Source organism: Tsuneonella litorea (assembly GCF_025154015.1).
GTDB lineage: Bacteria > Pseudomonadota > Alphaproteobacteria > Sphingomonadales > Sphingomonadaceae > Tsuneonella > Tsuneonella litorea.
Map to the genome: position 1 here is coordinate 41,294 of NZ_JAOAMV010000007.1, position 26,951 is coordinate 68,244.

At 70.2% G+C, this 26,951-nt stretch carries 22 protein-coding genes; 12 read left to right on the forward strand and 10 right to left on the reverse strand.

The annotated features are described in order from the left end of the window. The first annotated feature begins 40 nt into the window (after window positions 1–40). The 5 genes from N0B51_RS13085 to N0B51_RS13105 are packed head-to-tail and all read left to right on the forward strand — an operon-like array spanning window position 41 to window position 5,212. Window positions 41–1,402, forward strand: a complete 1,362-nt coding sequence (locus tag N0B51_RS13085) for an amidohydrolase (protein ID WP_259962950.1) — start codon at window positions 41–43, stop codon at window positions 1,400–1,402. Beyond that, on the forward strand, window positions 1,399–2,799 hold the full coding sequence (locus tag N0B51_RS13090; RefSeq protein ID WP_259962951.1) for an amidohydrolase family protein: 1,401 nt from the start codon (window positions 1,399–1,401) through the stop codon (window positions 2,797–2,799). Before N0B51_RS13085 ends, N0B51_RS13090 begins: the two co-directional genes overlap by 4 nt. Further along, window positions 2,796–3,308 (forward strand): FKBP-type peptidyl-prolyl cis-trans isomerase, encoded by a 513-nt coding sequence (locus N0B51_RS13095; protein WP_259962953.1) that lies wholly within the window; start codon window positions 2,796–2,798, stop codon window positions 3,306–3,308. The genes N0B51_RS13090 and N0B51_RS13095 overlap by 4 nt, the downstream gene beginning before the upstream one ends. Window positions 3,309–3,363: 55 nt before the next feature. After that, a complete protein-coding gene (locus N0B51_RS13100; RefSeq protein WP_259962956.1) occupies window positions 3,364–4,044 on the forward strand; it encodes an NnrU family protein in 681 nt (226 codons plus the stop codon). A gap of 46 nt (window positions 4,045–4,090) precedes the next feature. After that, a complete protein-coding gene (locus N0B51_RS13105; RefSeq protein WP_259962958.1) occupies window positions 4,091–5,212 on the forward strand; it encodes a threonine aldolase family protein in 1,122 nt (373 codons plus the stop codon). Here the strand turns inward: N0B51_RS13105 and dxs are convergent. Continuing rightward, window positions 5,209–7,143 carry a 1-deoxy-D-xylulose-5-phosphate synthase gene (dxs, locus tag N0B51_RS13110; protein WP_259962960.1) on the reverse strand — a complete coding sequence of 645 codons (1,935 nt, stop codon included), beginning with the start codon at window positions 7,141–7,143 and terminating at the stop codon, window positions 5,209–5,211. The two genes, N0B51_RS13105 and dxs, sit on opposite strands and share 4 nt — an antisense overlap. 137 nt (window positions 7,144–7,280) lie before the next feature. Here dxs and N0B51_RS13115 point away from each other — a divergent pair, with 137 nt between their 5' ends. After that, the gene (locus N0B51_RS13115; protein ID WP_259962962.1) at window positions 7,281–7,877 is read left to right on the forward strand and encodes a GNAT family N-acetyltransferase; all 597 of its coding nucleotides are present in this window, start codon (window positions 7,281–7,283) and stop codon (window positions 7,875–7,877) included. Here the strand turns inward: N0B51_RS13115 and N0B51_RS13120 are convergent. The 3 genes from N0B51_RS13120 to N0B51_RS13130 are packed head-to-tail and all read right to left on the reverse strand — an operon-like array spanning window position 7,822 to window position 9,161. Then, entirely contained in the window at window positions 7,822–8,283 is a 462-nt protein-coding gene (locus N0B51_RS13120) for a Fur family transcriptional regulator (protein ID WP_259962964.1), read from the reverse strand. The two genes, N0B51_RS13115 and N0B51_RS13120, sit on opposite strands and share 56 nt — an antisense overlap. 54 nt (window positions 8,284–8,337) lie before the next feature. After that, entirely contained in the window at window positions 8,338–9,009 is a 672-nt protein-coding gene (gene msrA / locus N0B51_RS13125; protein ID WP_259962966.1) for a peptide-methionine (S)-S-oxide reductase MsrA, read from the reverse strand. After that, complete coding sequence (locus N0B51_RS13130; protein ID WP_259962968.1) at window positions 9,006–9,161, reverse strand: hypothetical protein; 156 nt, start codon at window positions 9,159–9,161, stop codon at window positions 9,006–9,008. Before N0B51_RS13130 ends, msrA begins: the two co-directional genes overlap by 4 nt. A gap of 104 nt (window positions 9,162–9,265) precedes the next feature. Here N0B51_RS13130 and N0B51_RS13135 point away from each other — a divergent pair, with 104 nt between their 5' ends. Next, a complete protein-coding gene (locus tag N0B51_RS13135) occupies window positions 9,266–10,840 on the forward strand; it encodes a phytoene desaturase family protein (protein WP_259962969.1) in 1,575 nt (524 codons plus the stop codon). 61 nt (window positions 10,841–10,901) lie between these two features. Here N0B51_RS13135 and purH read toward each other — a convergent pair whose 3' ends face one another. The 3 genes from purH to rpe form a co-directional block, all read right to left on the reverse strand. Continuing rightward, window positions 10,902–12,491: a bifunctional phosphoribosylaminoimidazolecarboxamide formyltransferase/IMP cyclohydrolase gene (gene purH / locus N0B51_RS13140; RefSeq protein WP_259963101.1), complete on the reverse strand. Its 1,590-nt coding sequence runs from the start codon at window positions 12,489–12,491 to the stop codon at window positions 10,902–10,904. Between the two features lie 112 nt (window positions 12,492–12,603). Beyond that, window positions 12,604–14,451 (reverse strand): heparinase II/III family protein, encoded by a 1,848-nt coding sequence (locus tag N0B51_RS13145; protein WP_259962971.1) that lies wholly within the window; start codon window positions 14,449–14,451, stop codon window positions 12,604–12,606. Beyond that, window positions 14,448–15,113, reverse strand: a complete 666-nt coding sequence (gene rpe / locus N0B51_RS13150) for a ribulose-phosphate 3-epimerase (RefSeq protein ID WP_259962973.1) — start codon at window positions 15,111–15,113, stop codon at window positions 14,448–14,450. Before rpe ends, N0B51_RS13145 begins: the two co-directional genes overlap by 4 nt. A 221-nt stretch (window positions 15,114–15,334) precedes the next feature. Between rpe and N0B51_RS13155 the strand changes: the two genes are divergently transcribed. After that, entirely contained in the window at window positions 15,335–15,835 is a 501-nt protein-coding gene (locus N0B51_RS13155) for a DUF2141 domain-containing protein (RefSeq protein ID WP_259962974.1), read from the forward strand. On the opposite strand, the gene N0B51_RS13160 is transcribed toward N0B51_RS13155, so the two are convergent. Both N0B51_RS13160 and N0B51_RS13165 read right to left on the reverse strand, forming a co-directional pair. After that, window positions 15,826–16,737, reverse strand: a complete 912-nt coding sequence (locus N0B51_RS13160) for a hypothetical protein (RefSeq protein WP_259962977.1) — start codon at window positions 16,735–16,737, stop codon at window positions 15,826–15,828. The genes N0B51_RS13155 and N0B51_RS13160 overlap by 10 nt on opposite strands. Next, complete coding sequence (locus N0B51_RS13165) at window positions 16,734–17,702, reverse strand: diacylglycerol/lipid kinase family protein (RefSeq protein WP_259962979.1); 969 nt, start codon at window positions 17,700–17,702, stop codon at window positions 16,734–16,736. The genes N0B51_RS13160 and N0B51_RS13165 overlap by 4 nt, the downstream gene beginning before the upstream one ends. A gap of 88 nt (window positions 17,703–17,790) precedes the next feature. On the opposite strand from N0B51_RS13165, the gene N0B51_RS13170 reads away from it, so the two are divergent. From N0B51_RS13170 to putA, 3 genes are all read left to right on the forward strand, one after another. Further along, window positions 17,791–18,999: a M20 metallopeptidase family protein gene (locus tag N0B51_RS13170; RefSeq protein ID WP_259962981.1), complete on the forward strand. Its 1,209-nt coding sequence runs from the start codon at window positions 17,791–17,793 to the stop codon at window positions 18,997–18,999. An 82-nt stretch (window positions 19,000–19,081) separates the two neighbouring features. Next, the gene (locus N0B51_RS13175; protein WP_259962983.1) at window positions 19,082–20,620 is read left to right on the forward strand and encodes a long-chain-fatty-acid--CoA ligase; all 1,539 of its coding nucleotides are present in this window, start codon (window positions 19,082–19,084) and stop codon (window positions 20,618–20,620) included. Between the two features lie 55 nt (window positions 20,621–20,675). Then, entirely contained in the window at window positions 20,676–23,798 is a 3,123-nt protein-coding gene (gene putA, locus N0B51_RS13180) for a bifunctional proline dehydrogenase/L-glutamate gamma-semialdehyde dehydrogenase PutA (protein ID WP_259962985.1), read from the forward strand. Between the two features lie 9 nt (window positions 23,799–23,807). Here putA and N0B51_RS13185 read toward each other — a convergent pair whose 3' ends face one another. Then, window positions 23,808–24,434, reverse strand: coding sequence for a TetR/AcrR family transcriptional regulator (locus N0B51_RS13185; RefSeq protein WP_259962987.1), 627 nt, complete (start codon window positions 24,432–24,434; stop codon window positions 23,808–23,810). A 125-nt stretch (window positions 24,435–24,559) separates the two neighbouring features. On the opposite strand from N0B51_RS13185, the gene N0B51_RS13190 reads away from it, so the two are divergent. Beyond that, a complete protein-coding gene (locus tag N0B51_RS13190; RefSeq protein WP_259962988.1) occupies window positions 24,560–26,917 on the forward strand; it encodes a TonB-dependent receptor in 2,358 nt (785 codons plus the stop codon). Window positions 26,918–26,951 lie beyond the last annotated feature (34 nt).

Consider the following 26,951-nt stretch of genomic DNA (forward strand, 5'->3'; position numbering starts at 1 on the left):
TGGCGGGCCGCGCGGTCGCAGTACGCCAGGGCCAGACGTCATGCTCAGAAACTTCCTTCTTGCCACCGCCGCCGCAACGGCCCTGTCTGCCTGCGCCGCAACCGGGGACCAGCCGGCGAAAAGCGCCAGCGCGGCGGCGATCGACAAGAACCCTTATCCATCGACCTACCGGCCCTATCCGGGCACGCCGACGGCGCTCGTCGGCGCCACGGTGTTCGACGGGGCGGGCGGCCGGATCGACAACGGTACGGTGCTGTTCGAGGGCGGCAAGGTCACCGGGGTCGGCGGCCCGGACCTTGCGATACCGGCCGGTTTCACCCGCATCGACGGAACGGGCAAGTACGTGACGCCCGGCGTGATCGACATCCACTCGCACCTCGGCGACTATCCCTCGCCCGGCATCCAGGCGCTGTCCGACGGAAACGAGGCGACCAGCCCGACCACGCCCGAGGTCTGGGCCGAACACTCGGTCTGGCCGCAGGACCCCGGCTTCAGCCGCGCGCTCGCCAACGGCGGGGTGACGAGCCTGCAGATCCTTCCGGGTTCGGCCAACCTTGCCGGCGGACGTTCCGCCATCCTCAAGAACGTGCCCGCGCGCACGGTGCAGGGGATGAAGTTTCCGCAGGCCCCCTACGGCTTCAAGATGGCCTGCGGCGAGAACCCCAAGCGCGTCTACGGCAGCAAGGGGCGGATGCCCTCGACCCGCATGGGCAACATCGCGGTCGACCGCCAGATGTGGCTCGATGCCAAGGCCTACGACGGCAAGAAGCGCGACCTGGCCAAAGAAACGCTCAAGGGCGTGCTCGACGGGGAGATCCTGGTCCAGAATCACTGCTACCGGGCCGACGAGATGGCCATCGTCATGGATATGGCCAAGGAGATGGGATACAAGGTCACCGCGTTCCATCACGCGGTCGAAAGCTACAAGATCGCCGACCTGCTCAAGGAAAACGGCGTGTGCAGCGCGATCTGGGCCGACTGGTTCGGCTTCAAGATGGAAAGCTACGACGGCATTCCCGAGAACGCCGCATTCCTTCAGAACGCGGGCGCCTGCGTGATCGTCCATTCCGACGACGAGAACGGCATCCAGCGCCTCAACCAGGAAGCGGCCAAGGCGCAGGCCGCCGGGCGCCGCGCGGGCATCGCGATTACCGATGCGGAGGTGATCCGCTGGATCACCCTGAACCCTGCACGCGCGATGGGGATCGACACGTGGACCGGCAGTCTTGCCGCCGGCAAGATGGCCGACGTGGTGCTGTGGAACGGCAACCCGCTGTCGGTCTATTCGCGTCCCGAGAAAGTCTGGATCGATGGTGCGCTGATGTACGATGCCGATGACCCCAAGCGCCGACCGGTGAGCGACTTCGAGCTTGGCCAGCCCGGCGAAGGAGACGTGAAATGATCGCCCCCCGCGCCATGCGGCTGATGCTCGGCGCCGCCCTGCTCGCCCCCCTCGCCGCTCTCGGAGCCGCTCCGGCGGCCGGGCAGGACTTCGCGATCACCAACGCCACCCTCGCCACCGGCGACGGCAGCGAGCCCGTCCCCGGAGCGACCGTCGTGGTGCGCGGCGGAAAGGTCGTTGCCGCGGGCACCGGGGTCGCGGTGCCGGCGGGAATCCAGGCGGTCGACGGGACCGGCAAGTGGGTTACCCCGGGCGTCTTCGCGGCGATGACCTCGCTTGGCCTGTTCGACGCCGAAGGGATCGAGGAATCGGACGATTCGAGCGCGCGTGGTTCGCCGTTCGGCGCTGCACTCGACGTGGCACCGGCGCTCAATCCGGTCTCGCAGCACGTGGCGGTCGCGCGCATGGCCGGCATCACCCGGGCCAGCGTTTTCGGCACCCCCTCGGGCTCGATCTTCGGGGGTCAGGGCGCGGTGGTCGACCTTGGCGCCGATCCGCAGATGGTCGTGCGCCCGCGCGCCTTCCAGCTGGTCGTGCTAGGCGAGCGGGGCGCCCGGATCGCCGGCGGCAGCCGGGTGAGCGCACACGCCCTGCTGCGCAACGCCCTGCGCGAGGCGCGCCAGTATGGTTCGGATGCAAAGATCACTGGCGGGAGGGGCGGCCAGCCCTTGCGCACCGGGGACGACATCCCGGTCGATCCGCGGCTGCTCGACACCGCGGCGAACCGCGAGGACGTCCTGCTCACCCGGTTCGACGCCGCCGCGCTGGTGCCGGTGGTGAACGGTACGCAGCCGCTCTACGTGGCGGTCGAGCGCGCATCCGACATCCGCGCGGTGCTTGCGCTGAAAACCGAGTTTCCCAACCTCAGGCTGGTGCTCGTCGGGGCGAGCGAGGGCTGGCTCGCCGCGCGCGAGATCGCCGCAGCGGGCGTTCCGGTGATCGCCGACCCGGTCGATGACCTGCCGTCGCGCTTCGAACAGCTCGCCGCGACGCAGAGCAACGTCGGGCGAATGGTGGCCGCGGGGGTCAAGGTGGCGCTCGGCAACCTGGCGGGCTCGACCGGCGACCAGCCCAAGAACCTGACCCAATACGCCGGCAACCTCGTCGCCCTGACCAGGGTGCCGCGGGCAAGCGGGCTGTCGTGGGGCAAGGCGTTCGCCGCGATCACGTCAGTCCCCGCCGCGATCGCCGGCTACGAGGGACGCTTCGGCGTCCTTGCGCCCGGGGCGGCGGGCGACCTCGTTGTCTGGGACGGTGATCCGCTCGAAGTCTCGACGGCGGCCGAGCGGGTGTTCGTCGACGGGGTCGAGCAGCCCCGCGACAACCATCAGTCGCGGCTGCGCGATCGCTATCGCGAACTCGACGAAAGCCAGCTGCCCGAGGCGTACGACTGGTGACCTGGAAATTCGCCGGAGAGAGCGGAGCGACCCTCGCGCTGGGAGCGGCGCTGATCGCGGGCGCGGCGGCGCTGGCGCAGGACGGCGGCGCCGGCGCCCCGCCCGATCGCAGCCAGGACATGGCGTGGGTCAGCGCGCAGCAGGCGGCGCTGGCCGAGCGTGCGGCGCAGCCCGGCTGGCAGACCGCGGAAGGCGGCGTGCTCTGGCGCCGCGTGGCGGGAAGCGGCGAGGGAAAGCGCCCGACCGTCCGCGACGTCGTCACCGTACATTACACCGGCACGTTCGTCGATGGAGCGGTGTTCGACAGTTCCGAAGGCGGCGAACCGGCGACCTTTCCGCTCGGCAGGCTGATCCCGGCCTGGCAGGTCGCGATCCCGCAGATGGCGGTCGGCGACACGATCGAGATCGCCGCCCCGGCGACCGCGGCCTACGGCATGAAGGGCAAGGGGCCGATCCCGGGCGGCGCTACGCTGCTGTTCACTGTCCGTCTGCTGGCGATCGACGAATAGTAAGTTGCAATAGCGAACCCAGCGTGTTCTACCCGGGTGCGAAGGGAGACCGCCGATGGACCCGGCCCTGGCCCAGCTGCTCGCCGCCGCGATCGCGTTCGTCGGCACGCACTTCGCGCTGTCGCATCCACTGCGCGCGCCGCTGGTAAGCCGGATCGGCGAGGGCCCCTTCCTCGGCCTCTATTCTCTTGTCGCGGCGGCGACGCTCGGATGGACGATCGTCGCCTTCCGCGCGGCCCCGGCGGCCGACATTCCGGGGGCGACGGGAGACGCCGGCTGGGTCTCGGCCAGCTTGCTGACGATCCCGGCACTGCTCCTGTTCCTCGGTTCGCTGTGGAAGAACCCCGCCTTGCCCAACCCGGGTGCCGCGAACACCATCGACCGTGCGGCGACGGGCGTATTCGCGGTGACGCGCCACCCGATGATGTGGGGTTTCGCCCTCTGGGCGCTGGCGCACCTCCTGCTGGGGTGGAGCTGGCGGACGACCATCGTGTCAGTGGCGGTGGGCTTCCTCGCGCTGGTCGGCGCGCATCTTCAGGACCGCAAGAAGGAAGCCCTTCTGGGGGCAGCCTGGGCGGAATGGGAAGCGAAGACCAGCTACTGGCCGCGCTGGCAATACCTGTTTCGGGCTGGGTGGGCGCTGTGGGCGGTCACGCTGCTCCTGTGGCTGGTGATCACCTGGTCGCACATCCACGCCGCCGGGGTGCCCGCGGGCATCTGGCGGTGGCTGTCCTGACAGGCGGGGCTTGCGGCCGAGGCCGCTCGCCCGCATCCGTCGCCACATGACGTCATCCGATGATCGCGAAGCCGAGCGCGCCCGGCTCAAGCGTGCCAGTCGCCACCTGTTCGGTGCCGGGCCGCGCGACCCGGCAGACGAGTTCGAGGCGATCGCCGCGTGGCTGCGCGCCCACGACGTGCTTCCGGACACCTACGGCGCAGGTCCGCTGGTCGAGGAGTTCGAGCGCGAGGTCGCAGACCTCTTCGGCATGGAAGCGGCGCGATTCATGCCCTCGGGCTGCATGGCACAGCCGATCGCCTTGCGCGTCTGGAGCGATCGCGCCGGCGTTCCGGTGACGGCGTTCCACCCGACCTCGCACCTCGAACTGCACGAGGAGCACGGATATCGCGAACTCCACGGCCTGGCGGCGCACCTGCTCGGCGATGTCGACCGGCCTACCACCGCCGACGACCTCGCCGCGCTGGTCGGCCCGGGCGGGGCGGCCCACGGCAGCGGGCTGGCGAGCCTGCTTGTCGAGCTTCCGTTGCGCGAGATCGGCGGGCAGCTGCCGTCGTGGGACGAACTGGTCGCGTTGTGCACCCCTGCGCGCGCAAAAGGCATCCGCCTCCACCTAGACGGGGCGCGCGTGTGGCAGGCTGCGCCCGCCTATGGCCGCAGCCTCGCCGAGATCGCCGCGCTGTTCGATTCGGTCTACGTGTCGTTCTACAAGGACGTCGGCGCGCTGCCGGGCGCGATGCTGCTCGGCCCGCGCGACTTCATCGACGAGGCCGCGGTGTGGCAGCGCCGCCAGGGCGGCACGCTTTACACCGCGATGGCCAATGTGGTGTCCGCACGCCTGCACCTGGGCGAATGCCTCGAACGGATGCCGCGGCTCGTGGAACGTGCGCGGGAAGTCGCCGCGTTGTTCACCGCGCACCCGCGCGCGACCGTCACCCCCGACCCGCCGCAGACGAGCATGTTCCACCTTCGCATCGAAGGTGACGCCGAAACGCTCCTCGCCGCCCGCGACGAGGCGGCGCGGCGGACCGGCATCTGGCTGACTACGACGCTGAAGCCCGTTCCCGGCGAACGCGCCGCGACGACCGAGCTGGCGATGGGTGTGTCGAGCCTGGCGATCGGCGACGCCGAGCTGGCCGAGGCGATCGCCATCCTTCTCGCGGACTAGGCCCGGGCCTCTTCCACGCGCTCTTCGGACCCGGCGCTGTTGTGGCGCAGCGCCTTCAGCACGGTATCGACGATGTGCGGGGCATTGAGGCCGGCCTCGTCGTACTGCTTCGCCGGATCGTCGTGGTCCTGGAACACGTCGGGCAGGCGCATGGTGCGGATCTTGAGCCCGGCATCGAGCAGGCCCTCGTCGCTCGCGTGGGTGAGCACGTGCGCGCCGAGCCCGCCGATCGCGGCTTCCTCGACGGTGACGACGACTTCGTGGTCCCGCATCAGGCGGTCGATCAGCCCGGTGTCGAGCGGCTTGGCGAAACGCAGGTCGGCGACCGTCGTGGAGAGGCCCTTCGCCTCGAGCGCGTCGGCCGCTTTCTCAGCCTCGGCGAGGCGGGTCCCGAGCGACAGGATCGCGACCTTGGTGCCTTCGCGGATCACGCGGCCCTTGCCGATCTCGAGCAGCTGCGGCGTCTCCGGGAGCGCCACGCCAGTACCGCCCCCGCGCGGGTAGCGGAACGCGATCGGGCCCGAATCGTGCATCGCTGCGGTGTAGGTCATGTGGACCAGCTCGGCCTCGTCCGCGGCGGCCATGACGACCATGTTGGGCAATGTCGCGAGGTAAGTGACGTCGAACGAACCGGCATGCGTGCAGCCGTCCGCGCCGACCAGCCCGGCGCGGTCGATAGCGAAACGAACCGGCAGGTTCTGGATCGCGACGTCGTGGACGACCTGGTCGAACGCGCGCTGGAGGAAAGTCGAATAGATCGCCGCGAACGGACGCATTCCCTCCGCCGCCAGACCCGCGGCAAAGGTCACCGCGTGCTGTTCGGCGATGCCCACGTCGAACGCCCTGTCGGGGTGCGCCCTGGCGAAGCGGTCGACCCCGGTCCCGCTCGGCATCGCGGCGGTGATGGCGCAGATGCGCGGGTCGGTCTCGGCGAGCTTCGCGAGGGTGTCGCCGAACACGTTCTGGTACGCCGGCGGCCCGCCCGCGCTTTTCTTCTGCTCGCCGGTGATGACGTCGAACTTCTGCACGCCGTGGTACTTGTCGGCGGAGTTCTCGGCCGGGGCGTAGCCCTTGCCCTTCTGGGTCACGACGTGGATCAGGATCGGCCCCTGCTCGCTGTCGCGCACGTTCTCGAGCACCGGGATCAGGTGGTCGAGGTTGTGGCCGTCGATCGGGCCGACGTAGTAGAAGCCCAGCTCCTCGAACATCGTGCCGCCGGTGACCATGCCGCGGGCGTATTCCTCGGCCTTTTCCAGCCCGCTGAAGACCCGGCGCGAGAGTTTCTTGGAAATGCGCTTGGCGAGGCTGCGCAGGCCGAGGTACTCGCTCGAGGAGACCATCCGCGCGAGATAGGCCGACAGGCCCCCGACCGGCGGGGCGATCGACATGTCGTTGTCGTTGAGGATCACGATCAGCCGGTTGCCCGCCTGCTCGGCGTTGTTCATCGCCTCGTAGGCCATGCCCGCGCTCATCGCGCCGTCACCGATCACCGCGATGCCCTTGCCCGGCTTGCCCTGAAGCTTGTTGGCGACGGCGAAACCCAGCGCGGCGGAGATCGAGGTCGACGAGTGCGCCGCGCCGAACGGGTCGTATTCGCTCTCGCTGCGCTTGGTGAAGCCGCTGAGGCCGCCGCCCTGGCGAAGGGTGCGGATGCGGTCCCTGCGCCCGGTGATGATCTTGTGCGGATAGGCCTGGTGACCGACGTCCCACACCAGCTTGTCGGTCGGGGTGTCGAACACGTAGTGGATGGCGACCGTCAGCTCGACCACGCCGAGGCCCGATCCCAGGTGCCCGCCGGTGCTGCCCACTGCGCTGATCATCTCGGCGCGCAGCTCGTCGGCCAGTTGGCGTAGCTGATCGGGCTTGAGCCTGCGCAGGTCGGTGGGCGTATCGACGGTGTCGAGCAGCGGCGTTTCCGGATGGGTCGTCATCGCGCAGTCCCTACAACGCGGCGCCGGGCGTGTCGATGAACGGTTGCCGATGTAACCATGAGGAATGCGTGAGCGATGCGCAAATCGGCGCACCGGGGCGTTGACGCGAGGGTGCGGCCGGCCGCACATCGAGCGCGATGGGCGACACGCGGATTCGGAACGCGACGATGGAGGACATCCCGGCGATCGTCGGGGTAATGGAACGCGCCATCGCCGAACTGCAGAAGCCGTTCCTCGACCCCGAGCAAATCGCGGCCAGCCGGCGCAGCATGGGGCTCGACACCCAACTGGTCGCCGACGGGACCTATTTCTGCGTCGAGATCGATGGCGCGCTCGCCGGATGCGGCGGCTGGAGCAAGCGGGCAACCCTCTATGGCGGCGACCATTCGGCCGAGACGCGCGACGATCGCCTGCTGGACCCCGCGACCGAACCTGCGCGTGTGCGCGCCATGTACACCGACCCGTCGTTCGTCCGCCGCGGGGTGGGCCGGCTGATCCTCGAGGCCTGCGAGGACGCGGCGCGCGCGGCGGGTTTCCGGCGGCTCGAGATGATGGCGACCGCGGCGGGCGAGCCGCTCTACGCCGCCTGCGGCTATCGCGTGGTCCGGCGGGTCGAGCGGATGGCTGCCGAGGGCGTGGCCGTGCCCGGCGCGGTGATGGCCAAGGACCTGGTCCAGGTCAGCGGCACTCGGCGCACAGGCCGCGGATCTCGATCACCGGGCGCTCGGGCTTGAAGTCGGCCGCCTCGGCCAGCCCGCGCACGGTCCTGCTGACCGCGTCGTTGTCGATGTGCGTCGCCTCGCCGCATTCGTCGCAGACCAGGAAGATGCAGTCGTGCAGGCAGCCCGGGTGGCTGTTGGCGAGGTAGGCGTTCGACGATTCGACCCGCATCGCGAGGTTGTTCGTCACGAACAGGTCGAGGATGCGGTAGATCGAGTTCGGCGCGATGCGCTTGCCGCGCTTGGCGGAAACCTCGTCGGCGATGTCGTAGGCGCTGGCCGGGCTGGCGTGGGTGGCAAGCGCGCCGAACACGTCGGCGCGCAGGTCGGTCCACTGCTCGCCCGCGCCGGTCAGGGCGGCTTCGGCTGCGTGGACGAGGTCGTGTCCCGAATGCTCGTGATGGTGGTGTTGGGCGGCCATGGCGGCCAATGTAATGCGCGCCGGCCCGCGGCGCCAGAGCTTCGACCCGTCCGGTCAGCCGGGTGTGAAGCTGCTTTTCCAGACGCCCGGATACATCGCCTTGAGCGCGGCGACCTTGGGCGCGTCCCAGCGGCGGATGTAGGGATGGGCCGGGTTCTTGTCGGCGAAGTCCTGGTGGTAGCTCTCGGCCGGGTAGAACGTTCCGCTTTCGATCGTGGTGACGATCGGACGGCTCCACAGCCCGGCCGCACCGAGCTGCGCGATATAGGCCTTCGCCACCGCGGCCTGTTCCGCGCTCCGCGGGAACAGCGCGGTGCGATACTGCGGACCGGTATCGGGGCCCTGGCGGTTCTTCAGGGTGGGATCGGCGATGACCGAGAAATAGATCCGCAGCAGCTGGTCGTAGCGGATGACGCTCGGGTCGTAGGTGACCTTGACCGCCTCGGCGTGCCGGGTCCGCCCGCTCGACACGACGTCGTAGTCGGCGTCGGCCTTGTCCCCGCCGGCATAGCCGCTGACTGCGCTGGTCACGCCCTTGACGTGGCTGAACACCGCCTCGACGCCCCAGAAGCAGCCGCCGGCGAAGACGGCGGTCCTGAGGCCCTTTTCGCTGGCGGCGCGCTTGGCCTGCGGCGCGGCCACGGTGCTTTCGCCCGCGAGCGCGGGCTGCTGGCACCCGGCGAGTGCGAGGCCCGCGGCGGCGAAGAGGAGCGCACCGCGCCTCACCGCGCGGCGGCGGGCGCGTCGGCCGTGGCGGCGTGCGCCTGGGGGACGAGGCTGTCGGTCATGTTCGGTGCGATCTGCCATACCACGATTGCCGCGCCGAGCGCGAATCCGATGGCGAAATTGCGGTAGAGATCGGGTGTGAACAGGCCCATGGCGTCGTCTTCTTTCGTCTGCTTGTGAGGCGGCGCTACACGAAGCGGGGTTGCAAGCGGCTTAATGCGCGGGTTGCGCGGGGTTCAGGAAACGAGGGGGGCGAATGCTCGACGCGGTCATCATCGGGGCAGGGCACAACGGGCTCGTCTGCGCCTTCTACCTCGCCCGCGCCGGGCTGAAGGTGCGGCTTTGCGAATCGCGCGGCGTCGTCGGCGGGGCCGCGGTGACCGAGGCGTTCGCGCCCGGGTTTCGCAACTCGACCGCGAGCTACACGGTCAGCCTGCTCCAGCCCAGGGTCATCGCCGACATGGAGCTGGAGCGGCGCGGCTACCGGGTGATCGAGCGGCCGGTGTCGAACTTCCTGCCGCTCGACGGCGATCACCTCGTACTCGGCGGCGGGCTCGAGGCGACGCAGGCTGAGTTCGCGCGGTTTTCCGCGCGCGACGCCGCCGCGCTGCCCGGCTACTACGCGATGCTCGAAGGCGTGGCCGAGGTCCTGCGCGATCTCGCACTCAAGGTGCCGCCCGACCCCGCCGGCGGCCCGCGCGCGCTGATCGACGCCGTGTTGCAGTCGCGCAAGGTCGCGGGGCTGCCGCTGGCGGCGAAGCGCGACGTGCTCGCGCTGTTCACCCGCTCGGCGCGCGAGGTGCTCGACGCCTGGTTCGAAAGCGATCCGGTCAAGGCCGCGTTCGGGTTCGATGCGTGCGTCGGGAACTACGCCTCGCCCGATGCGCCAGGCAGCGCCTATGTCTTGCTCCACCACGTGTTCGGGGAGGTGAACGGCAAGAAAGGCGCCTGGGGCCATGTGCCCGGCGGGATGGGCACGATCACGCGCCTCATGGCCGAGGCGGTGCGCGAGGTGGGCGGCGAGATCGTGACCGAGGCGCCGGTCAGCCGCGTGCTGGTGGAGGGCGGCCGGGCGGTCGGCGTACGGCTGGCGAGCGGGGAAGAGGTGCGCGCGAAGCGGGTGATCGCGAACTTGGGGCCCAAGCCGCTGTTCGACCGGCTGGTGCCGCCGGGGGCCGTGCCCGAGGACTTCGCCCGCGCGATGACGATGTTTGCCGGCGGTTCGGGGTCCCTGCGCATGAACCTCGCGCTGTCGGGCCTGCCGCGGTTCCGGCACGCGCCGCCGGGAGAGGATCACCTGAAGGCCGGGATCGTGATCGCGCCGAGCCTCGATTACATGGACCGCGCGTGGCGCGACGCGCGGGAGCACGGCTTCAGCCGCGCGCCGATCGTCGAGATGCTGATCCCGAGCCTCGTCGACGACAGCCTGGCACCCACCGGGCAGCACGTCGCCAGCCTGTTCTGCCAGCACGTCGACCCCGACCTGCCCGAAGATAGCGAGGACGCGGCGGTCGAGGCGGTTCTGGCGACGATCGAGCACCACGCGCCGGGCTTTCGTGCACAGGTCTTGCACAGGCAGGTCCACACCCCGCGTGCGCTCGAAGCGAAGTTCGGCCTGTGGCGCGGCGACATCTTCCACGGCCGGATGAGCCTTGACCAGCTCTGGGCCGCGCGCCCCGCGCTGGGGGCCGGGAGCTACAAGACGCCGGTGCCGGGGCTGTGGCTATGCGGCTCGGGCTCGCATCCCGGGGGCGGCGTCACCGGAGCGCCCGGCCACAACTGCGCCCACGCGATCCTGCGGAGCAGATCGCGCTTGCCCTTCGGTCGCTAGAGCACGGTCCGCGACCAGCAGACCGCACGGACGAACGCGCGGAGGCGCGCTCGAAAATCTGTCAGTGCCGGAAGTGCCGCATCCCGGTGAACACCATCGCGAGGCCGGCCTCGTCGGCGGCCTTGATGACTTCCTCGTCGCGGATCGAGCCGCCCGGCTGGATCACCGCGGTGGCGCCCGCCTCGGCGGCGGCGAGCAGCCCGTCGGCGAAGGGGAAGAAGGCATCCGAAGCCACCGCGCTGCCGACGGTGCGCGGCTGGTCCCAGCCCAACTTCTCCGCCGCCTCGGCCGCCTTCATCGCGGCGATGCGCGAGGAATCGCGGCGGTTCATCTGCCCCGCGCCGATCCCGGCCGTGACGCCGTCCCTGGCGTAGACGATCGCGTTCGACTTGACGTGGCGCGCCACGGTCCAGGCGAACAGGCAGTCCTTCAATTCCTGTTCGGTCGGCGCGCGCTTGGTGACGACCTTGAGATCGGCCTCGGCGATCGCGCCGTTGTCGCGGTCCTGCACGAGGATCCCGCCGGCGATGATCGCCAGCGTCTGGCCGGGCCGGCCGGGGTCGGGCAGGTCGCCGGTCAGCAGCAAGCGCAGGTTCTTCTTTTTCGCGAAGGCGGCGCGCGCCGCCCTGTCCGCGCCCGGCGCGACGACCACCTCGGTGAAAATCTGGCAGATCGCCTCGGCCGTCGGCCCGTCGAGCGGGACGTTGGTGGCGACGATGCCGCCGAACGCCGAGACGTCGTCGCACGCGAGCGCGCCCTGCCAGGCATCGAGCAGCGTGTCGGCCTGTGCCACGCCGCACGGGTTGGCGTGCTTGACGATCACCACCGCCGGCTTCTGCCCGCGAAACTCGGCGGCCAGCTCGAGCGCGGCATTGGCGTCGTTGTAGTTGTTGTACGACAGTTCCTTGCCCTGGACCTGCTCGGCCTGCGGGAGTCCCTGGGTATGCGGACCGCCGGGCAGGTAGAGCGCCGCCTCCTGGTGTGGGTTCTCGCCGTAGCGCAGCGGTCCCGCGAGAACGCGGGTCATCGACACCGAGGGGGGGAACTTCTGCCGCTGGTCGGCGAACGCGAACCACTGGCTGATCATGCTGTCATAGGCAGCGGTCGCGGCGAAGGCCTTGGCCGCCATGCGCCTGCGGAACTCGATCGTGGTCGCGCCGTCGTGTTCGCCGAGCTCGGCGAGCAGGTCGTCGTAGTCGGCCGGGTCGGTGACGATCGTCACGTATTCGTGGTTCTTCGCCGCCGAGCGGACCATGCTCGGGCCGCCGATGTCGATGTTCTCGATGATCTCGTCGCGGTCGGCGCCGCGCATCACGGTGGCCTCGAACGGGTAGAGGTTGACCACCACGAGGTCGATCGGGCCGATGTCGTGCGCGTCCATCGCGGCGGCGTGCTCGGGGTTGTCGCGCACCGCCAGCAGGCCGCCGTGGATCATCGGGTGCAGCGTCTTCACCCGCCCGTCCATCATCTCGGGAAACCCGGTCACGTCCGATACGTCGCGCACGTCGAGGCCGAGGTCACGGATCGCCTTCGCGGTGCCGCCGGTCGAGATCAGCTCGACTCCGGCATCGGCCAGGGTCGCGGCCAGCGCGGCAAGCCCGTCCTTGTCGGACACCGAGAGCAGCGCCCGCCTGATGGTCACGTCTGTCACGTCGAAAACCTCTTTCGTCATTGCGGGCGGCACAGTGGCGCGGGCAAGCCGCGGCCGCGCCTCGATCGCGGATAGCCTCGTCCTGCGCCCTCGCAACGACGGGGAAGCGCCGTCAACCCATTTTCTTGAACACCCAGGCGAAGCTGCCGCCGCTGCGGGGGGTCAGTCCCTGTATCACGATCTGCTGGATCGGCTGCGGGCGGCCCTGCCCGTCGATCCACAGGCTTTCCTCGATTGACAGCTCCACGCCCTCGCCGGTCTGGCCGAGGCGGAATTGCCAGTAGCTGCCGTCGGGCAGCGCCAGCCCCGCGCCGCGCCTGTCGTCGGACAGGCCAAGCTCGATGCCGGGGCCGATGTGAAACCGCAGGGCAAAGCCGATCTTGCCGCGCTTCGCGGTCTTGCCGGCGGGGATCAGCAGGTCCTCGCCCCGCAGTTCGCTGCCGTCGTCGCGCAGGATCAGGATGCGCCGGTGCGTGAGGCCGTGGCGGCCCGCGTAGCCGTCGTGGCTCGCCTCCAGCCGAGTGGCATTGCCGTTGCCGAGCGGCATCACCCGGCGGTCGATCTCGACCTCCGTGACCCCGGCGCCGAGCTTGCCGTGGAGCAGGACCGCGGTCGAGTTGGCGTCGTCGAGCACGAGGGTCGAGTGCGCGGCGGTCGCCCGCAGGCCCTGCTCGATCCGTACCGGGACCTGGCCGCCGGCAAACGCCGCGCCGCCGCAATTGACGACGATCCGCTGCGGACCGTGGCTGAACTCGAACGCGAGCGTGGAGGCGCAGCCCGAGCGCGCGTGCTTCGCGAGCGGCGGCGGGGCGGCGTCGAACTGCAGCACCGCCTTGCCGCCGGTGGCGCGCTGGTAGCCCCACTGGCGGGCTTCCTTGAGCGGGCGGGTGCGCACCCCGCTGGCGGCGACGAGCGCGGAAATCCGCTCCGCCGACACCGCGCCCGCGCCCTGCCACGAGCCCAGCCCGCCGTCGCCGTGCGTCAGCGCCAGCAGCGGCGGGACCAGCAGGTTCAGCATCGCCTCGATCGCCGGCGGCGGGTCGCGCCGGACCGCGCGGTAGCAGGCCTTGAGCTCGGTCAGCAGCGCGATGGTCTCGATCTGGGCGAGCGGGCTGCGCGACAGCGTCCCCCCGTCCTCGGCGACGAGCTCGCCCAGTGCCTTGATCAGGCCCGCTTCGCCGTAGAGGCGGCGGGGCTTGCCGTCGGGCAGCAGCAGTCCGGCGGCGACGATCGCGGCCCAGCCGGTCACTTCGCCGAGCCCGTCGGGCGCCTTGGTCACGTTGCGGTCGAGCCAGCGGGCGGTTGCTTCCATCGCCGCCAACGCGCGGGCGCGCAGCTTGCCGTCACCCGAGAGAATGAGCGGCGCATGGACGAGCCAGTTCAGCAGGCGGCGCCCGGCGTTCTCGACGTGCCAGGGCGCGCCCTTGCCCGGCTTCGGGTTGGCCGCAAGCCAAGCGGCGAGGATGCGCTCGGCGGTGGCGGTGCACTGCTCGCGCGGGGCGCAGGCGGCCAGATCGCGCAACCAGGTGAAGCCGTGGACCGTGCGCGCGAACGGCGGGGTCAGCGGCGCGGCGGGGGCGAAGTCCATCTGCGCGATGGGCGCCTTGACCCCGTGGACGAAGAAGTGCCCGGCCCGCAGCGCCACGCCGGGGGCGCGCTCGCCCGGAAGGGGGCTGTTGACGGTGCCGAGCAGCCGCGGCTTGGCGGGCTTGCCGAAGGGACGCGCCAGCGTGCTGCCCGAAACGCCCATGCGGTAGGCGAGCCGGATCAGCGCCTCGCCCGCACCCACAGACGGCGGGGCGAAATCGGCGATCGCCAGGGCGCGGCCGGGCTCGATGACCTCTCCGGGCGCCGTGTAGAGCGCGTGCGGGTCGACGCCGGGGCCGAGCGGCAGCGCGCGCTTCGCGGCACCGGCGTCGGGAGCGCGCTCGCGGACCTGCTCGAGCGCGGCGTCGCTCATCCCTCGCCGCCCTTCAGCGCGGCGATGTTCGCCGCATATCGTTCCGGCCCGCCCTTGAAGGTCGCCGAGCCGGCCACGAGCACGTCGGCCCCGGCGTCGACGCACTGGCGGGCGGTGACCGCGTCGACCCCGCCGTCCACCTCGAGGTGAATGTCCCGGCCCGACGTGTCGATCATCTTGCGCACCGCCTCGATCTTGCGGAGCTGGCTGGCAATGAAGCTCTGACCGCCGAAGCCGGGATTGACGCTCATCACAAGGACGAGGTCGATGTCGTCGACGAGGTAGTCGAGCATCTTGGCGGGCGTCGCGGGGTTGAGGCTGATGCCGGCCTTCTTGCCGAGCGCCTTGATCGCCTGGACGGTGCGGTGGACGTGCGGTCCGGCCTCGGGGTGGACGGTGATGATGTCGGCGCCGGCATCGGCGAACGCTTCCAGCCAGTTGTCGACCGGGCTCACCATCAGGTGGACATCGAACGGCTTGGCGGTGTGCGGGCGCAGCGCCTTGACCACGCCGGGACCGATCGTGAGGTTGGGGACGTAGTGCCCGTCCATCACGTCGACGTGGATCCAGTCGCACCCGGCATGGTCGATCGCGCGCACTTCCTCACCCAGCCGTGCGAAGTCGGCGGAAAGGATCGAGGGGCTGATCAGCGGGGCGGCCATGCAATCGGGCTCCAGATGCCTGCCCCTTCGCTAAACCATCGCCTTCGCGGGCGCACAAGCGAGGGCGGGTGCTTTTCCACACGCCCCCGAGGGCGAAATGGCCCGGATGTCTCAATTCAGGCCAAATTCAGCCGCCCCGCGGCAATTTCGCGTCCGACCACAGGGGCACTTCCGCGATCGCGGCTTGAGCCGCGCGCCTCCCCCGCCATATGGACACTCCCATGAATTCGACTCGTTTCCGCCTTCCTGCCGCCCTGCTCGCCGTCGGCGCGCTCGCGACCGGTGCCGCCGTGCCGGCGCACGCCCAGTACCGCGAGAAGATCGCCAACGACATGAGCCAGTGCCGCGCCGACAGCGGCCCCGCGGTCCTCGTCACGGTCGACGGGGTCAAGGCCGCCAGGGGCCGGATCCGGGTGCAGAGCTATCGCGCCACCTCGTCCGAGTGGCTCGCCAAGGGACGCTGGCTCGCCCGCGTCGAAGCGCCGGCCAAGGCCGGAACGATGACGTTCTGCGTCCCGGTACCGGGCGCGGGATCCTATGGCATCGCTGTTCGCCACGACCTCGACGGCGACGGCGAAACCGACCTGATGAGCGATGGCGGCGGCATGTCGAACAACCCGTCGATCAACATCTTCAACCTCGGCAAGCCGAGCTACAAGAAGACCGCGATTACCGTGGGCGGCGGCGTCAAGTCGATCCGCATCCAGATGCGCTACATGTGAGCTTTGCGGCGGGTTCGCCAGACCCGCCAAAGCACGCCGGGCGCCGCGAGCAGCGGATGCTTCTCGCGCCAGGGGGTGACTTCCACGCGCACCCCGGTGTGCCGCTCGACTTTCCATGCCGCATAGGCCGCCGCGCCGTCGAAGGTGGTGCTCGCCTTGGCCAGCCGGAGGAGGTTCAGCGGTTTGCCGAGCCGGGCACGGGTCCGCCACCACGCGAGGAGCCGCCGTCGTTCGGATTCCGCGAGGCGGGGCGCCAGCAGGTCGCCGTTTCGGCCGAACGCGATGCCCGCGGCCTCCCATGCGAGCGGCAGGAGCCCGTCGAAGTGCGCGGCATTGACCGACAGGATGTCGCTCTCGCGTCCCGCCTTCTCGACGCGAAACTCGGCCTCGTAGGTCGCGCGGAACAGCGCCCGCCAGAAATCCTCCGCGCGGCCCTGCGCCGGCCCGAGCGCGGCCGCGAGCCGGGCGGCGGTCTGCGCGGCGCCCGCGATCGCTTCGATCACTCCGGCGCGGGAGGCCTCGTCGTTCGTCCACACGAGGCCCGAGGGCTGCACGAATCGCGCCCAGATCGTCGTGTCGCGCGATCGTCCCGCGGCCGCGCGGGCAAAGGTATCCAGCGCCATGGTCGCGATCTTGGCGCGCAGGGTCGTCCCGTCGCGGTCCCACTCGCGATACGAGACGCGCGGCCAGATCCGCTCGCGCTGCGGCCCCGGAAGCAGGACGTAGAAATCGAGCACCCCCTCGAGCGAGCCGGTCCTGAGGTTCGAGCCGTAGAACAGCACCGCCCGCGCGCCAGCCTCCTCGCCCAGCTCGGCCGCGATCGCCGCGACCGCGGGGTCGACGGGCGCATCGAGCGCCCCGGCGATCCGTGCCCGCAAGGCGGCGGCCGGCGATCCGCTCACGGAACCACGAACGAGAGCGCGGGGCCCGGAACGATCGCGTAGCGTCCCGGGGGAAATGCCTCGCCGTCGAGGATGAACCGGCCGTCGAGGTCGATCTCGATGCGGTCGGTCGCGCAGCGGTGAAAGCCGTTCGGGGCGAGCCATTCGCTGTCCCACCCGGCCGCGATCGCGGGTATCGCCGCCATCACCCGGCGGCGGGGGTGGTCGATGACCGCCAGCTTCATTCCCTCGAGCCGGGCGAACGGCTTGGTGCCGGCGGGAAACCTGTCGAGCGTTGAGGCGAGCATCATCGTCCGCCGCGCCGGGTCGCCCCAGCGGCTGCGCGGCAGCTCTCGGCGCTCTTCGCCGGTGCGGATGGTCATCGGAATGCCCCGCCGCCACAAGTTGCGGTCGGTGCCGAAGAGCGCCTGCAGGACCCCCCACGCTGTCGTGGCGCCCACCGCAAGGCTGTCGAACGCGCCGAGCCGATGGGCGTCCTGCCCGGCGGCGATGGCGGTCGTGAAGATTCCCGCGCCGAAGATGAAGCCGGCAAGCTCGGCCCCGCTTTCGCAGTCTCGCACGACGAGCGGCCGGCGGACGATGCGCCGGCCGGCCTCGCGCGCGGCGATCACCCCGGCCACGTTCCAGTCCTTGGGGGCGCCCAGGTCTGCGTTGAGCGCGTTGGTCTTGCCCGCGGGGATCACCGCCAGCTCCGGCCAGTTCTCCCCGAACAGCGGCAGCCCCGCGGTCAGCACGTCGCGCACCGTCCCGTCGCCGCCGCTGATGGCGATGCAGCCCACGCCCCTGGCGATGAACTCATCGAGGACGGCGCGCAGGTCGCCCCGCCGGGAGGGGGCGGCGACGTGAACCCCGGGGAGCGCCGCGACCGAGGCACGCAGCTTCGCATTGCGGTGGCTGCGCGGGTTGAAGATCACGCCGACGCCAGCCGCCGGGCGGTCGTGGGAGGGGATGCTGGGGGAGGCCATGATCGTTCGCTCGCCTTTAGATGGAGGCCGCGGGCGCGGGCCACAAGTTTTTGTCCCCGGCCGGCCAACTCGCGCTATCGTGGCGGCCATGCTCCATCCCGACCTGCTCGATTCGGCCCGCGCGATCTCCGAGAGGATCGTGTCGCTGCGCCGCGCCATCCATGCCGAGCCCGAGATCGGGCTCCAGACCCCGCTGACGCTGGCCAAGGTCCGCCAGGCGCTGGCCCACCTGCCGCTCGACTGGCGCGAGGGCGGCGCGACCACCGGTGCGGTCGCGACGCTGCGGGGCGGGAAGCCGGGCGCGTCCGGGCACGGCCGGGTGCTGCTGCGCGGCGACATGGACGCGCTGCCGATGCCCGAGGAGACGGGGCTCGACTTCGCCTCGACCATTCCGGGGCGGATGCACGCTTGCGGGCACGACACGCATACCGCGATGCTGGCCGGCGCCGCCGAACTGCTTTGCGCGCGCCGCGACGACCTTGCCGGCGAGGTCCAGTTCATGTTCCAGCCCGGCGAGGAGGGATACCACGGTGCCCGCCACATGCTCGACGACGGGCTCATCGACCCGCTGCCCGACGCCGCGTTCGCGCTTCACATCATGCCCAACGCGCGGCACGGCGCGGTCGCCGGTCGGTCGGGGGCGCTGATGGCCGCGGCTGACGAGTTCGACATCTCGATCGAGGGGCGCGGCGGCCACGCCTCGATGCCCCACGACACGCGCGACCCGGTGCCCGCCGCCTGCGCGGTGGTCTCGGCGCTGCAGGCCGCGGTCACCCGCCGGTTCAACGCCGCCGACGCGGTCGTCGTCACCGTCACCGTGATCGAGGGCGGCACCGCGCACAACGTGATCCCCGATCGGGTGAACTTGCGCGGAACCATGCGCACGCTGTCGGCGGCCAATCGCGCGCTGGTGCGCGAACTGGTCGAGCAGACTGCAACCGGAGTGGCCGCCGGCTACGGTGTCTCGGCGAAAGTCTCGATCCGCCACGGCTTTCCCGTCACCGTCTGCGACGAGCGCGCGGTGATGCTCGGCAGCGCGGTCACCGGGGACCTGTTCGGCGACGGGGCGTGGACCCCGCTGCCCGCCCCGATCATGGGGGCGGAGGACTTCTCGTACCTGCTCGAGAAGGTCCCGGGAGCGATGTTCTTCCTCGGCGTCGCGCAAGAGGGCGACGACTGGCGCTCGTGCTGCGCGATCCATTCGACCCGCATGATGGTCGACGAGACCGTCCTGCCGCGCGGGTCCGCGCTCCTCGCGGGGTGTGCGATGCGCTTCCTCGAAAAGGGCTTCGGCTAAAGCCGCTTGCACCGGTCGGTTGCACCCGGCAACCTGCCGCGACAGGGGAATCGCCGGCTAACCGGCGGACCGGGAGAGGCCGATGCAGTACCAGGACAAGTCGCGCACCTTGGGCGAGGCAGTGGCGCAGTGGGCCGCCGACACGCCCGACGCGGTCGCGCTGCGGCACGGCGACGTCACGGTCGACTGGCGCACCTATGACGAGAATGCCACGCAGATCGCCAACGGGCTTGCCGCGCTGGGCCTGAAGAAGGGCGACCGGGTCGCCTATCTCGGCAAGAACTCCGCGCGGGTCTGCCAGCTTCTGATGGGCACCGCGCGCGCGGGGATGGTGCTGGTGCCGGCGATCTGGCGGCTCGCGGCGGCGGAGGTCTCGACCATCCTCGGCGAATCGGAATCCGGAGTGCTCTTCGTCGAGCCGCTGTTCGAAAGCCAGGCGTTCGAGGGCCCCCGGATCGTGATGGATGAACGGTTCGACGAATGGGTCGCGCGCCAGTCGGCCGCCCCGGTCACGACCGAGGTCGACCGCGGGGACGTGTTTCTCCAGCTCTACACCTCGGGGACCACCGGCGTGCCCAAGGGGGTGATGCTGACGCATCGCAACGCGACGGTGCTGCGCCCGATCGTCGAGCAGGAGCTGCCCGGCTGGTTCAGCTCGCAGCCCGGCGACACGCTGATCCACGCGATGCCGTTCGGCCATATCGCCGGGGCCGGGTCGGTGACCGGGGCCGCCAACGCGGGGCAGCAGCTGATCGTGCATTCGGAGTTCGATCCCGGGCTGATCATCCGCGACATCCAGCAATACGGAGCCAAGCAGGCGTTCCTGGCGCCGGCCGCGCTGGCGATGCTGCTCGACCATCCCGATGCGAAGGATGCCGACTTCTCCAAGCTCGAGGGGATGGCCTATGGTGCGAGCCCGATTCCGCTGGACCTCCTCCAGCGCGGGGTCGAGCGGCTGGGCTGCGATTTCGCGCAGATGTACGGCATGACCGAGACCTACGGCACGGTTGTCTATCTCGGGCCCGAAGACCACCGGGCGGGGTGCGAGCGGGTGATGCGATCGGCCGGCAAGGCGCTGCCGGGGGTCGAGATCCGCATTCTCGACGAGGACGGCGAACCGCTTCCCCCCGGAGCGATCGGCGAGGTGGCCATCCACAGCCCGACCAACATGGCCGGTTACTGGAAGAAGCCCGAGGAAACCGCCCGCGTGCTCAGCGCCGACGGCTGGATGCGCACCGGCGATGCCGGGATCCTCGACGAGGACGGCTACCTGTTCATCCAGGACCGGATCAAGGACATGATCATTTCCGGCGGCGAGAACGTCTATCCCGCCGAGGTCGAGAGCGCGCTCTACGGCCACCCCGACATCGCCGACGTGGCGGTGATCGGCGTCCCCGACGAACGCTGGGGCGAGGCGGTCAAGGCGGTCGTCGTGCGCCGGCCGGGCGCCGATCTCGACGCGGGCGGGGTGATCGCGTGGGCGCGCGAGAAGATTGCCGGGTTCAAGTGCCCCAAGAGCGTCGACTTCATCGACGTCCTGCCGCGCAACCCGTCAGGCAAGATCCTCCGCCGCGAGCTGCGCGCGCCGCACTGGGAAGGGCGCGACCGGCAGGTCAACTGACGCTTCGCTTCACTACGCTTGATTGCGGCGAGAACCGGGTGCAGGGGCGCGAGCCATGTCGCGCCTTGTCCCCATCGATCGCCATGCCCTTCGCCTTGCCTACCGGATGGAGGAGAACGCCTGCGCCTCCGAACGCGTGCGAATGGCCGCGCCCGCGCAGGCCGTCCACGCGGAAGCCGCCCGGATCGCCGGACGGCTGATCGAGGGCGCCCGCGCACGCAAGGCAAGCGGGCTCGACGCGTTCCTGCAGACCTATGGCCTCGACACCGAGGAAGGGATCGCGCTGATGTGCCTTGCCGAGGCGCTGCTGCGGGTGCCCGACGCGGCGACCGCCGACGCGCTGATCAAGGACAAGATCGGGCACATCGACTGGGGCGAGCACCTCGGCGAATCGAGTTCGACCTTCGTCAACGCGGCGACCTTCTCGCTGATGCTGACCGGCGAGGTGCTCGAACGGCCCGAACTGCACCAGCGCGGCATGGGGCGCACGCTGCGCGGGGCGATGAACCGGCTCGGCGAGCCGGTGATCCGCAAGGCCACGCTCCAGGCGATGCGCATCCTCGGCGGGCAGTTCGTGTTCGGCCGGACGATCGACGAGGCACTGAAGCGCGCCGCGCCCGAACGCGCGCGCGGCCTCACCCACAGCTTCGACATGCTCGGCGAGGCGGCGATGACGTTCGAGGACGCCGAGCGCTACCGCGCGAGCTACGAGCGCGCGATCGACCGGCTGGCGCGCGAGACGAAGGGGTCGTGGGAAACATCGCCGGGCATCTCGGTCAAGCTTTCGGCGCTCTACCCGCGCTACGACTTCCTTCATGCCGAGGCGGCGGCCGCGGCGCTCGTGCCGATGCTCAAGGAGCTGGCAGGCAAGGCGCGCGATGCGGGTATGCATTTCACCATCGACGCCGAGGAAGCCGAGCGGCTCGAGCTGTCGATGGACATCGTCGAGACGCTGGTCGCCGACGACGACCTCTTCGCCGCCGACGACGGCACCAGCTGGACCGGGTTCGGCATCGCGGTGCAGGCCTACCAGAAGCGGGCCGTTCACCTGTGCGACTGGGTCGCCAAGCTGGCCCGCCGGCACGGCCGACGGCTGTTCGTGCGGCTGGTCAAGGGCGCCTACTGGGACACCGAAATCAAGCTGTCGCAGGTGGGTGGATACGCCGACTATCCGGTGTTCACCCGCAAGGTGGCGACCGACGTCAGCTATCTCGCCTGTGCCGCAAGGCTGTTCGAGGCGGCCGACGCGATCCACCCCGCCTTCGCCACGCACAACGCCTACACGATCGGCGCCGTAAAGGCGCTGGCGCAGGGGCGCGCGTTCGAGTTCCAGCGCCTGCACGGGATGGGCGAGGACGTGTACGATGAACTGGCCAGGCTTGAAGGCAATACGCGGACCCCGGTGCGGATCTACGCCCCGGTGGGCAGCCACAAGGACCTGCTCGCCTACCTCGTCCGGCGCCTGCTCGAAAACGGGGCGAATTCCAGCTTCGTCAACCGCATGGCCGATGCCGCCGTGCCGGTGGCCGAGCTCACCGGCGACCCGGTGGCCGAGCTTGCCGCGCTCGAACCCAGGCGCAATCCGTCGATCCCGCTGCCGACCGACATATTCGGCACCCGCGCGAACAGCGCCGGCGTCGATCTTGCCGACCCGCTCGTGCGGGAGCCCCTGCTGGAAGAGCTGGCCCGCCTCGAGACCCGGCACTGGGATGCCGGCCCGACCTTCCCAGGGGCCGAGTCGGGCGAAGTCGCGCCGATCACCTCGCCGCAGGACCTGACACACGAGGTGGGCACCCGCCGCGACGCGACCGCCGAGGAGATCGACGCCGCGATCGCGCGCGCGCAGGCGATCCAGCCGGGCTGGAACGCGCTCGGGGGGGAAAAGCGCGCGCTGTTGCTCGAAGCGGCGGCCGACGCGTTCGAGGCGCATACGCCGGAGTTCCTGTCGCTGTGCCAGCGCGAAGCCGGCAAGACCCTCGTCGACGGCGTGCTCGAGGTGCGCGAGGCGGTCGATTTCCTGCGCTACTACGCGGGCGAGGCGCGGCGGCTGTTCGCCGCCCCGATCCCGCTGCCCGGCCCGACGGGCGAGGAAAACCGCCTGAGCCTGGCGGGGCGCGGGGTGTTCGCCACGATCAGCCCGTGGAACTTTCCGCTCGCGATCTTCATCGGCCCCGCCGCCGCCGCGCTGGCGGCGGGCAACACGGTGATCGCCAAGCCCGCCGAGCAGACGCCGCTGATCGCGGCGCTGGCCGCCCGGCTGTGCCACGAGGCGGGCATACCCGAGGAGGTATTCCAGCTTCTCCCCGGGGGGAGCGAGGTCGGCCAGCTTATCACCTCGGATCCGCGAATCGCCGGGGTCGCCTTCACCGGCTCGACCCAGACCGCCCAGGCGATCAACCGCAGCCTCGCCGCGCGCGAGGGGCCGATCGCGACGCTGGTTGCGGAAACCGGCGGGCAGAACGCGATGATCGTCGACAGTTCGGCGCTGCCCGAGCAGGTCACCCGCGACGTGGTCAACAGCGCGTTCCAGAGCGCCGGCCAGCGGTGCAGCGCGCTGCGCGTGCTCTATCTGCAGGACGACATCGCGGACGAGATGCTCCGGATGATCAAGGGCGGGTTCGAGGCGCTCGAGATCGGCGACCCGGCCGAACTCGATACCGACGTCGGCCCGGTGATCGACGAGGACGCGCGCAGCCAGCTCGAACGCCACATCGCGCGGCGCAAGAAGGAAGGGCGCCCGGTCTGGCGGCGCAAGTTGCCCAAGGGCACCGGCAAGGGCTGCTTCGTGGCGCCGACGATCATCGAGATCGCCTCGATCAAGGACCTCCGGCGCGAGAACTTCGGCCCCGTGCTGCACGTCGCGCGGTTCCCGGCGCACGAGCTCGAGCGGGTCATTCGCGACATCAATTCGGTGGGCTTCGGGCTCACGCTCGGCCTCCACAGCCGCATCGCCGAAACGCGGCGCACGGTCGAGCGGCTGGCCAGGATCGGCAACCTCTATGTCAATCGCAACCAGATCGGCGCGGTGGTGGAGAGCCAGCCGTTCGGGGGCGAAGGGCTGTCGGGAACCGGGCCCAAGGCCGGCGGTCCGCACTACGTCCTGCGGTTCGCGACCGAGCGGGTCGTGTGCATCGACACGACCGCGGCCGGGGGCAATGCCAGCCTGCTCGCGTCGTAGCCGCCGCCCCTAGCGCCGGGCGATCCCGCCCTCGAGCAGCGCGGTCACCGCGGCGGTAATGTCCTCGACCGGGCGGCTGTCGTCCCACACGCCGAACCGCATCCCGAGGAACACGTTGGCGCCCATCAGCGCCCAGGCGCGCACCTCGTTGTCGCCGGGCGTGACGAGGCCGAGATCCTGCGCCTTGTCGAGCCGCGCCTCGATGCGCCTGGCGGTGCCATCGTAGTGCGCCCGGTAGCTGTCGGGATCGGCGAATTCGGCTTCGTCGATGATCCGGTAGATTTCCTTGTGCGTGCGGGCAAAGCGGAGAAACGCGGCGAGCGCCTCGCTTTCCATCGCGATGCCCCGCGACCCCGGCGGAACCTCGGCCGCGACGGTTTCGGCGACCGCCTGGCTCATGTCGCGCACGAGCGCGGAGAAGATCGCCTCCTTGCTGTCGAAGTAGGTGTAGAAACTGCCCAGCGCGGTGCCCGCGCGGCGGGTGATCCCGCTGATCGAGGCCGCGTGGAAGCCCAGGTCGCCGAATTCCTTCGCCGCCGCGTCGAGCAGCTTGCGCAGCGTTTCGCGCCCGCGCGCCGTCCGCGGCTCCTTGCCGGGGCTGGCGGCGCTCGCGGGAAGGCGGGAATCTGTGGCCACGGCGCCACGGATAGGACCAAGCGACGGCAACGGCAATAATGAAGTTGAAAGGTGGTTCAAGTTTCAATATGAGGCCGGTTACACGCGGGGCACGATAGCCGCGTAACGTTCCGGGAGACTATTGCATGATCCGCTTGACCGTCCGCGCCAGCCATATCGCGCTCGCGCTCGCGTCCACCGCCGTTGCCTGCCCCGTGCTCGCCCAGGACCTGCCCAACGAACCGGCGGCACCGGCGCCTGCCGCGGCGGAGGAAGGTGGCATCGTGGTGACCGCGCGGCGGCGCGAGGAGGCGCTGGTGGACGTTCCGATCGCGGTGACCGCCTACAGCGCGGCCGCGCTCGAGCAGGCCGGGGCGATCGACATCACCGACATCGGCAATACCACCCCCAACACCACGCTCGAGGCGAGCCGCGGCACCAATTCGACGCTGTCGGCCTTCATTCGCGGCGTCGGCCAGCAGGACCCCGTTTCGGGTTTCGAGCAGGGCGTCGGCATCTACCTCGACGACGTCTATCTCAACCGACCGCAGGCTGCGGTGATGGACATCTACGAGGTCGACCGGATCGAGGTCCTGCGCGGCCCCCAGGGCACCCTCTACGGACGCAACACGATCGGCGGTGCGGTCAAGTACGTGACGAAGGCGCTGCCCCAGGATCCCGCGCTCAGGCTCAAGGCGACGTACGGCACCTACAATCAGCTCGACGGCGTCGTCAGCGGGTCCCTGCCCATGGGCAACCTGGTCCGCGTGGGCGGCGCGGTTGCCCGCCTGACCCGCGACGGGTTCGGCAAGAACCTGACCACGGGCCTCGACAACTACAACAAGGACGTATGGGCCGCGCGCGGCACGTTCGAACTGGGCGGGTACGGCGAGCCCGTGCTGGTGCGCATTTCGGGCGACTATACCAAGGACGACAGCAATCCGCGCGGCGGCCACCGGCTGATCCCCGGCCTCGCCTCGGGCGCGCCGGTGCTGAGCAATGTCTACGATAGCCGCGGCGGCCTGAACGATCCCGAACAGGAGATCGAGGCCTACGGCCTGGCGATGAACGTCAGCGTCGACTTGTCCGATGCGCTCACGTTCCGTTCGATCAGCGCGTGGCGCAAGGACGACACCGCCACCCCGATCGACTTCGACGCGCTGCCCGCGGTCGACCTCGACGTGCCGGGCATCTACCGCAACGAGCAGATCAGCCAGGAATTCCAGCTCGTCTACGACAGTGGACCGCTGTCGGTTCTGTCCGGGTTCTATTACCTCGACGCGCAGGCCGATACCCTGTTCGACGTTCGCCTGTTCACGACCGTAGCCGGCTTCACCGCCTTCACCGAGGCGGACGTCGATACCGAAACCTATGCCGTGTTCGCCGACGCGACGATCGACCTGACCAGCCAGCTCAGCCTGTCGCTGGGCGGACGCTATACCTGGGACACCCGCACCGCCGCCATTCTGCGCCAGAACTACGTCGGCGGCGGATCGCCGGTGTTTGGGGGAGCAGGGGTCAAGGCGGGCGCCCCGGCGACCGATTTCAAGGGCAGCCGCGAGTTCCGGAAGTTCACCCCGCGCGCGTCGCTCAGCTTCCAGCCGACGCCCGACCACAACCTCTACGCAAGCTTCAGCCAGGGCTTCAAGGGGGGTGGCTTCGATCCGCGCGGCGTCGGCATCAATGCCCCGGATCTCAATCGCGACGGGCTGCGTTCCAATGACGAGATCGCGCAGTTCCTGAGCTTCGCGCCCGAGCAGGTCGACAGCTACGAGGTCGGCTACAAGGGCAGCCTGATGGACGGCGCGCTCTATGTCGCGCTGGCAGGGTTTTACGCCGACTACACCGATGTCCAGATCCCCGGGTCGGTACCTTGCACCGCGGGCGGGGTGGTGACCTTCTGCGGGGTCGTCTCGAACGCCGGCAAGGCGACGTTCAAGGGCCTCGAGTTCGAAACCACCGCGCGCCTCGGGCGTGACCTCATCGCGGCAGGTGACCGGCTGTCCTTCGCGGGCACCCTCGGTTACATCGACGCGCAGTTCGACGAGTACATCACCAACATCGCTAACGTGCCGACCGACGTCGCGCAGTTCCGCAAGGTGCAGAACACGCCCAAGTGGACCGCCAGCGGCACGCTGGCGTACTCGACGCCGGTGGGCGAGGGCGACCTCGATTTCAGCACGACGCTGTCGTACCGCTCGAAGACCTACCAGTTCGAGATTCCCAACCCGTACATCGACCAGCCGGGTTACGCCCTGCTGGACGCGAACCTCGTCTACACCGCACCCGGCAAGCGCTGGAGCCTGGGCCTCCACGGCCGCAACCTGACCGACAAGGAATACAAGACCTCGGGCTATACCTTCGTCGCGACCAACCCGACCACCGGCGCGCTGATCCTCGGGACCAACGGCCTGCCGGGCGGCGGGCTCGGCACCGAGAAGACGCTGACCGCGTTCTACGGCAACCCGCGGCAGGTGTTCGTGACCGGCACGGTCCGGTTCTGACGACGGGCGAGACAGGCGCGCGCTCCGGATAAGT